At 71.7% G+C, this 7,783-nt stretch carries 9 protein-coding genes and 1 tRNA gene; all 10 read left to right on the forward strand.

What is annotated here, in order from left to right:
* Nucleotides 1-382: hypothetical protein (locus tag VFC33_11450; protein ID HZR13853.1), on the forward strand; the 382-nt coding region annotated here is incomplete at its 5' end.
* Nucleotides 379-552 (forward strand): hypothetical protein, encoded by a 174-nt coding sequence (locus tag VFC33_11455; GenBank protein ID HZR13854.1) that lies wholly within the window; start codon nucleotides 379-381, stop codon nucleotides 550-552. The genes VFC33_11450 and VFC33_11455, both read left to right, overlap by 4 nt.
* 132 nt (nucleotides 553-684) lie before the next feature.
* A complete protein-coding gene (locus VFC33_11460) occupies nucleotides 685-867 on the forward strand; it encodes a hypothetical protein (protein ID HZR13855.1) in 183 nt (60 codons plus the stop codon).
* 122 nt (nucleotides 868-989) lie between these two features.
* Nucleotides 990-1,328 (forward strand): P-II family nitrogen regulator, encoded by a 339-nt coding sequence (locus tag VFC33_11465; GenBank protein HZR13856.1) that lies wholly within the window; start codon nucleotides 990-992, stop codon nucleotides 1,326-1,328.
* A complete protein-coding gene (locus VFC33_11470; GenBank protein HZR13857.1) occupies nucleotides 1,303-3,603 on the forward strand; it encodes a [protein-PII] uridylyltransferase in 2,301 nt (766 codons plus the stop codon). Before VFC33_11465 ends, VFC33_11470 begins: the two co-directional genes overlap by 26 nt.
* A gap of 45 nt (nucleotides 3,604-3,648) precedes the next feature.
* Nucleotides 3,649-5,220: an ammonium transporter gene (locus VFC33_11475; protein HZR13858.1), complete on the forward strand. Its 1,572-nt coding sequence runs from the start codon at nucleotides 3,649-3,651 to the stop codon at nucleotides 5,218-5,220.
* A 61-nt stretch (nucleotides 5,221-5,281) separates the two neighbouring features.
* Entirely contained in the window at nucleotides 5,282-5,500 is a 219-nt protein-coding gene (locus tag VFC33_11480; protein HZR13859.1) for a hypothetical protein, read from the forward strand.
* Nucleotides 5,501-5,559: 59 nt separating this feature from the next.
* Nucleotides 5,560-6,498: a TIGR03621 family F420-dependent LLM class oxidoreductase gene (locus VFC33_11485; protein HZR13860.1), complete on the forward strand. Its 939-nt coding sequence runs from the start codon at nucleotides 5,560-5,562 to the stop codon at nucleotides 6,496-6,498.
* 111 nt (nucleotides 6,499-6,609) lie between these two features.
* Nucleotides 6,610-6,684 (forward strand) — tRNA-His (locus VFC33_11490).
* A gap of 86 nt (nucleotides 6,685-6,770) precedes the next feature.
* Nucleotides 6,771-7,783: DNA topoisomerase IB (locus VFC33_11495; GenBank protein HZR13861.1), on the forward strand; the 1,013-nt coding region annotated here is incomplete at its 3' end.

The following is a 7,783-nucleotide window of genomic DNA, read 5'->3' on the forward strand; positions in this document are numbered from 1 at the left end:
CGGGCGCGCGATGGCCGAACACGAGCGCTTCGAGGCGTTGCTGGCGCGGCAACCGGTCGTGCGCGATCGGCTTCGCGACTTCGAGCGTGCCGTCACGTCGGGCCCGCTCGACGCACGGCTGCTGACACTGTGCCGCGCGACCGTCGCGACGCTACTGCGCGACACGACCGTCCCACCGATCGAATCCCGAGATCTCGACGAGCGCGAGCGCGCCTGCGTCGCGTTCACCGAGATGTACGTCATCGACGCGCACGCGGTCACCGACGACATGTGCGCGCGCGTCGTCGCGCACCTCGGCGAGGCGGGCGCGACCGCGCTCACGCTCGCGATCGCGCTGTTCGACGCGACGTCGCGTTCACGTGTCGCGCTGGGGGCCGCGTGAGCCGGATCGCACCGCCCGCGGGCAGCATGGTGTTCCTCGACCACCAACCGGAGGCATACGCGGCGTTCAACCGTCTCTACGGCACGCTGTGGTCGCTCGGCTCCGTCGACCAGCCGACGAAGGAGGTCGGTCGCCTCCGCAACGCGCAGCTCGTCGACTGCGGCCTCTGAAGGAACCTCCGCTTCGCAGGTGCGAAGCAGCAGGGCCTCACCGAGGACCAGGTCGGCGCGCTCGCGGACGACGCGCGCCGCGACGAGCTGCCCGCCCGGCACGCGCTCGTCGCCCGGTACGTCGAGAAGCTCGTGACCTCGCCCGCCGACGTCGACGACGCGCTACGCGGCGAGCTCGTCGACGAGCTGACCCTGGACGGGCTGGTCGAGGTGACGTTGACGGTCGCCCTCGCCTCGGCGTTCTCGCGCGCGGCGATCGCGTGGGGTCCGCCGCCCGGCATGCCGGTCCTCGAGGTGCCGACGCCGGAGCCCTGAGCCCCGCATCCCGGCCGACACACTCCCGACACCGCTGTTAACACGGCTGTCACGACGACGAGATCCGCGCGCCACGGAGCATCCGTACCGTCACCCGGACACCCCGATTCGGAGGAGACACGATGAAGCTCGTCGTGGCGGTGATCAAGCCGCACAAGGTCGAGGCCGTCACGGACGCGTTGCACGACATCGACGTGGCGGGCATGACGCTCACGGAGGTCCGCGGCCACGGCCAGCAGCGCGGGCACACCGAGGTGTACCGGGGCGGCGAGTACCGCGTCGACTTCCTGCCGAAGGTGCGCATCGAGGTGCTCACCTCGAACGACATGGCCGAGAAGGTCGCGAACACGATCGTCGACGCCGCCCGCACCGGGAAGATCGGCGACGGGAAGCTGTGGATCCAACCCGTCGACGTCGCCGTCCGGATCCGCACCGGTGACGTCGGCGACGACGCGCTGTAGCTCGCCGACCGGGCGGCGCGACGACCTGCTCGACGCGACGCCGTTCGACGTCGGCGGGTTCTGCGCGGCGTACACCGAGGCCGTCGACGCTTGGGTCAGCGCGTTGCTCGACGACGTACCCGGCGTCGCGCTCGTCGCGGTCGGCGGCTACGGCCGGGCGGAGCTGTGCCCGTTCAGCGACCTCGACCTCGTGCTCGTGCACGACCGACGTGACGTCGAGCGCCTCGCGGAAGCCATCTGGTACCCGATCTGGGACTCGGGCGTGCGTCTCGACCACAGCGTGCGCACGCCGCAGGAGGTCGAAGCCGCCGCGCGCGCCGACCCGAAGGTCGCGCTGGGATGGCTCGACGCGCGTGTCGTTGCCGGTGACGCGCAGCTCGCGACCGACGCGATCGCGCGTGCAGCGCGCGTATGGCACGAGCCGGGCCGGGCGCTCGTCCGCCGGCTGCGCGACGAGTGCGACGAGCGGCACGCCCGCGCGGGCGACGTCGCCTACCTGCTCGAACCGGACGTGAAGGAGGCGAGGGGCGGGCTCCGCGACGTGACGGTCGTCCGTGCCCTGCTGGCCATCGCCGGTGCACGGGCGTCGCCCGCGTTCGACCGCGCGGCGGCGACGTTGCTGCTGACACGTGTGGCGCTCCAGCGCCGCGTGCGCCGTGCCGAGGATCGCCTCCTGCTCGAGGTCCAGGACGATGCCGCGGGCGATCTCGGCGCGTCGGATGCCGACGCCCTGATGGCGCGCGTCGCTGCATGTGGTCGCGTCGTGTCCGCGGTCGCGGACGACGCCTGGCATCGCGTCCGCCCGCGCAGCCGGCGGCATCCGAGGCGCGCGGCGGGCCCCGGTCTCGTCGTCGCCCACGGCGAGGTGCACCTGACCGCGGACGCCGACCCGGCCGGCGACCCGAGCCTGCTCGTGCGGGCCGCGGTCGCGGCCGCCCGTCATCGCGTCCGGCTGGCGCCGGCGGCGTCCGCGCGCCTCGCGGAGCACGCGCCCGTGCTGCCCGTGCCGTGGTCGGACGACGTACGCGACGCGTTCGTCGCGTTGCTCCTCGAGGGCGACGCGGCGGTGCCGGTCGTCGAGGCGCTCGACCACCAGGGGCTGTGGACGCGCGTCCTCCCGGAGTGGGACGCGGTGCGCTCGTTGCCCCAGCGCAACGCGTTCCATCGCTACACGGTCGACCGCCATCTGCTGGAGGCGGTCGCCCGCGCCGTGCCGCTCACCGCGCGCGTCGGCCGCCCGGATCTGCTGGTCGTCGGGGCGCTGCTCCACGACCTCGGCAAGGGGTTCCCCGGCGACCACACGGACGTCGGCACGGAGGTCGCCGCGATCGTCGCCGCCCGCATGGGCTTCGACGCCCGCGACGTCGAGACGCTCGTCGCCACCGTTCGCCACCACCTGCTGCTCCCCGCCGTCGCGACCAGCCGCGACCTCGACGAGGCGGCCACGATCGATGCGGTCGCCGACGCCGTCGAGTCGGTCGAGCTGCTCGCGCTCCTCCACGCGCTGACCGAGGCGGACTCGCTCGCGACCGGCGACACCGCGTGGGGCGCGTGGAAGGCCGAGCTCGTCGCGACGCTCGCCGTACGTGTCCGCGACCGGCTCACCGGCGACGTTCCCCTCGACGTCGAGGCACCGGTCGACGTGCCCGTCGGCATCGACGTGACGAGCGGTCGCGTGCGCGTGCGCGCGCGGGACCGCCCCGCGCTCTTCGCCGACGTCGTCGGCGTGCTGACCCTGCACGGGTACGCGGTCCGCGCCGCCCGGGCCGGATCGGCCACCGACGGGACGGCGTGGTCCGTGTTCGACGTGGTGTCGGACCGCGCCGCCGCGCGCAACCACGCCGTGCAGGCCGACCTCGACGCCGCGCTCGCGGGGCGCATCGCGGTCGCGGCGCGCGTGGAGGAGCGCGCGGCGACACCGACCTTCCTCCGCCGACCGACCGCGGCTCGGCGCGCCGAGACCCGGGTCACGTTCGACAACGATGGCTCGCAGCACGCGACGATCCTCGAGATCCGGACCGCGGACGGGCCCGGCGTGCTCCACCGCATCGCGCGCGCACTCGCCGCGCTCGAGCTCGACATCCGCCATGCGAAGGTCTCGACGCTCGGGCACGAGGTGATCGACACCTTCTACGTCGTCTCCGTGGACGGCGGGAAGGTCGTCGACGAGTCGCGGCTCGGTGGAATCCGCGACGCGCTCGTCACGACGCTCGCGCGGCCGCGCGCGCCGTCAGCATCATCAGACAGCCGTCAGCGCATGGACGAGAACGCGTAACGCGCACCGAACAGGTGTGCAACGCGACGCGTCGAGCATGCACGCATGACGACACTACGAATGCGACTCGCCGAGAGCGTCCGCGACCCACGGTCACGGCGGTTCTTCGGTGTGTACCTGGCAGGGAAGATGGTCGGCCTCGCGCTCGTGCTCGCGGCCGTCTACGGGTTCACGTGGTACTTCGGCGCGCACGCCGGCGCGTCGATGCTGCACCAGGCCGCGACGAAGACCACGGACGTCATCAGCCCGATCAACACGGTCTGGACCCTCGTGACCGCGTTCCTCGTGTTCTTCATGCAGGCCGGCTTCATGATGCTCGAAGGCGGCTTCGCGCGAACACGCGAGGTGTCGAACATCATGATCGAGTGCATCGCGGACACGGCGATGTGCGGGATCCTGTTCTGGGCCTTCGGCTTCGCGTTCATGTTCGGCAACGGGAACGGCTGGATCGGCTACCACTACTTCTTCCTGCAGAACATCCCGCACACCTACGGGACGACCGGCGTCGCGTTCCTCGCGTTCTTCCTGTTCCAGTTCGCGTTCGCCGACACGGCGAGCACGATCGTGTCGGGCGCGATGGTCGGTCGCACCGGGTTCAAGGGTGACCTGATCTACAGCATCGGGGTGAGCGGGTTCATCTACCCGATCTTCGGACACTGGGTGTGGGGTCCGAACGGGTGGCTCGCGACGATGCACACGCCGTTCCGCGACTTCGCGGGGTCGACCGTCGTGCACACGATCGGCGGCGTGCTCGCGCTCACGGGCGCGATCGCACTCGGGCCGCGCCTCGGTCGGGTCTTCAAGCGCGACGGCGGCGGACTGCCGCCCGGCCACAACATGACACTGGCCGCGCTCGGCGGCGTGATCCTGTGGTTCGGCTGGTACGGGTTCAACCCGGGCAGCACGCTGTCCGCGCTCGACTTCGAGGGCATCGGTCGCATCGCGACGAACACGACGTTGGCCGCGTGCGCGGGATCGTTGGTCGCGATCGCGTGGGTCTACCCGCGGTCCAAGAAGTTCGACGTCGGCATCAGCATCAACGGCCTGCTCGCCGGGCTCGTGGCGATCACGTGCCCGTGCTACTGGGTGTCGCCGACGGGTTCGATCGCGATCGGGGCGGTCGCGGGCGCGGTCGTCGTCCTCGCCGTCGACTTCACCGAGTGGATCCGGGTCGACGACCCGTGCGGCGCGTTCGCCGTCCACGGCGCCGCCGGCATCTGGGGGACGCTCAGCCTCGGGCTCTTCGCCGTCGGCAATTACGGCGTCCCCGGCCCGAACGGCGCGGACACGAGCGCGGGCGTCGTGAAAGGCCTGTTCTACGGCGGCGGTACGAACCAGCTCGTCGCGCAGCTCAAGGGCAGCCTGACGATCACGTTCGCGACGCTCGCCGCCGGCCTCGCGCTCATGTACCTCGTGAAGCTGACGCGCACGCTCCGGGTGTCCGAGGAGGTCGAGATCGAGGGCCTCGACATCCACGAGCACGGCGCGCCCGCCTACCACAACGAGCCCGCGTACGAGGGCTACTCGCCGATCCCGGCCGGGAAGGCGGCCGCCGCACACGGCGGACCGGGCGTCGGCGAACGGGTCCCGGCGGCGATGACGCCATCGTCGGAGTAGGCGTGCGTGCAAGGCCGGGCCGACAGCGCCGTCGGCCCGGCCACGCTCGCGGCGGCGCGTCATGACCGAGCACCCGCGCACCTTCCATCCCCGCGACGTCGTCAGCGCGCGCGAGATCGTCACGCGCCTCCCGTCGCTCACCGTGCCGCGCGTGCACGAGCTCCGCCACGGCCGGCTCGGGTTCCCCGCGCCGATCGGGCGGCGCGGGCGCGAGATCGTCTGGTACTGGCCCGACGTCCGGTCGTGGGCGTCGCGGCTCCTCAAGCGCCGTCGGAGGTGACGATCCGGAGGTGAAGATCCGGAGGTGACGATCCGGAGGTGACGATAACGTCCGCCTCCATGGCCCACGACCGGACGTTCCGCTTCGGCGCGCAGGTGTCCCGCGCGTCGTCACCCAAGGAGTGGGCCGAGACGGCCCGCAAGATCGAGGACCTCGGCTACTCGACGCTCACGATGCCCGACCACTTCGGCGACCAGCTCGCGCCGGTTCCCGCGTTGATGGCCGTCGCCGACGCGACCACACGGCTGCGCATCGGGACGCTCGTCTTCGACAACGACTACAAGCACCCGCTCGTCCTCGCGAAGGAGTGCGCGACCCTCGACCTGCTCTCCGACGGGAGGCTCGAGATCGGGTTCGGCGCGGGATGGATGCGAACCGACTACGAGCAGTCGGGCATCGCGTACGACCCGCCGAAGGTCCGAGTCGACCGGTTCGAGGAGGCACTGCGCGTGCTCAAGGGCCTGTTCACGGACGGGCCGTTCTCGTTCTCCGGGGAGCACTACACGATCACGGACCACGACGGGCTGCCGAAGCCCCGCCAGCGACCGCACCCGCCAATCGTCGTCGGGGGAGGTGGGAAGCGCGTCCTGTCGATCGCGGCGCGCGAGGCGGACGTCGTCAGCGTCAACCCCGACCTGCGCGCCGGCCTCGGCGGCGCGGAGACGGCGCCGAACATCACGCCCGAGTCGACGACCACGAAGCTCGCGTGGGTGCGCGAGGCGGCCGGGGAGCGCTTCGACGACCTCGAGCTGAGCACGCTCGTCGGCTTCGCCCACGTCACCGACGACCCGATGTCGATCGCGGAGGCGATGGCGCCGAACTTCGGCATCGAGCCGTCCGACGCGCTCCACGTGCCGCTGATCCTCGTCGGGAGCGTCGACGCGATGGTGGAGGAGCTGCAGTGGCGTCGCGAGCGGTGGGGCTTCTCGTACGTCGCCTTCGACGGCGACAGCTGGGAGGCGATGGCCCCGGTCGTCGCCCGTCTCGCCGGGACATAGGCCAGCGGTCAGCCGGCCCTTCAGGCGTGTCCGGCCGGGGTCGGCGTCGCCCCCGCCAGGTACGATGCGCCCGGCCGGCCCGGGCGTTCGTGTGACGCCGGGCCGATCATGGTGGCCGTAGCTCAGACTGGTTAGAGCGCCAGGTTGTGGCCCTGGAGGTCGGGGGTTCAAGTCCCCTCGGTCACCCGAAAATCGTCCGTCAGAGGCGATATACGCACCACCAGCCTGACGCGTTTGTTTGCGCGGGGCTCGCCGGCGGGGAAGCCGGTCCCGTGAGCAGCGCCGAGCACGAGATCATGCCCGCCGGGATCGCCCTGACGTACTGCACGGACGACGTGCCCGGCATCCGACGCCGGCGCGCCGGACGGGCGTTCGCCTACTACGGCTGCGACGGCACGAAGATCGACGACCCGGACACCCTCGCGAGGATCAAGCGCCTCGCGGTCCCGCCCGCGTGGACCGACGTGTGGATCGCCCCGGACGCGGACTGTCACATCCAGGCGACCGGGCGCGACGCGAAGGGGCGCAAGCAGTACCGGTACCACCCCGACTGGACCAAGTGGCGCGACGAGGTGAAGTACGACCGGCTGCTCGAGTTCGGTGAGGCGCTGCCCCGGATGCGCCGCCGTCTCGCGCTCGACCTCGCGCTCGACGGGCTGCCCCGCGAGAAGGTCCTCGCCACGGTCGTCCACCTGCTGGAGACGACGCTCGTGCGCGTCGGCAACGACGAGTACGCGAAGGCGAACGGCTCGTTCGGGCTCACCACGTTGCGCACGCGTCACCTGACGAACGACGGCGACGCAGTGAGGCTCGCGTTCACGGCCAAGAGCGGCAAGTCCCAATCCGTGAAGGTCCGTGACCGCCAGCTCACGCGCATCATGCGCCGCCTGCACGACCTGCCCGGGCAGCGCCTGTTCCGCTACGACGACGACGGCGAGCTGCGCGACGTGCACTCCGACGACGTCAACGAGTACCTGCGCGAGATCTCGAACCGCGACTTCACCGCGAAGGACTTCCGGACCTGGATGGGCACGTTGCTCGCCGCGCACGCGCTCGGCGGTCTCGAGCCACCCCGCTCCGACCGCGCCGCGCGGCAGGAGGCGATGAAGGCGATCGAGGCCGTCGCGAACCAGCTCAACAACACGAAGGCGGTGTGCAAGCGCTCGTACGTGCACCCGGACGTCGTCGACCTGTACGTCGAGGGCGAGCTGCCGGAGCTGTGGGCCGAAGGTCCGTCACGCGACGGCCGCTGGCTGCTCGCCGAGGAGCGCAAGCTGCTGCACGT

The sequence above is a fragment of the Acidimicrobiia bacterium genome (genome assembly GCA_035651955.1).
Taxonomy (GTDB): Bacteria; Actinomycetota; Acidimicrobiia; order IMCC26256; family JAMXLJ01; genus JAMXLJ01.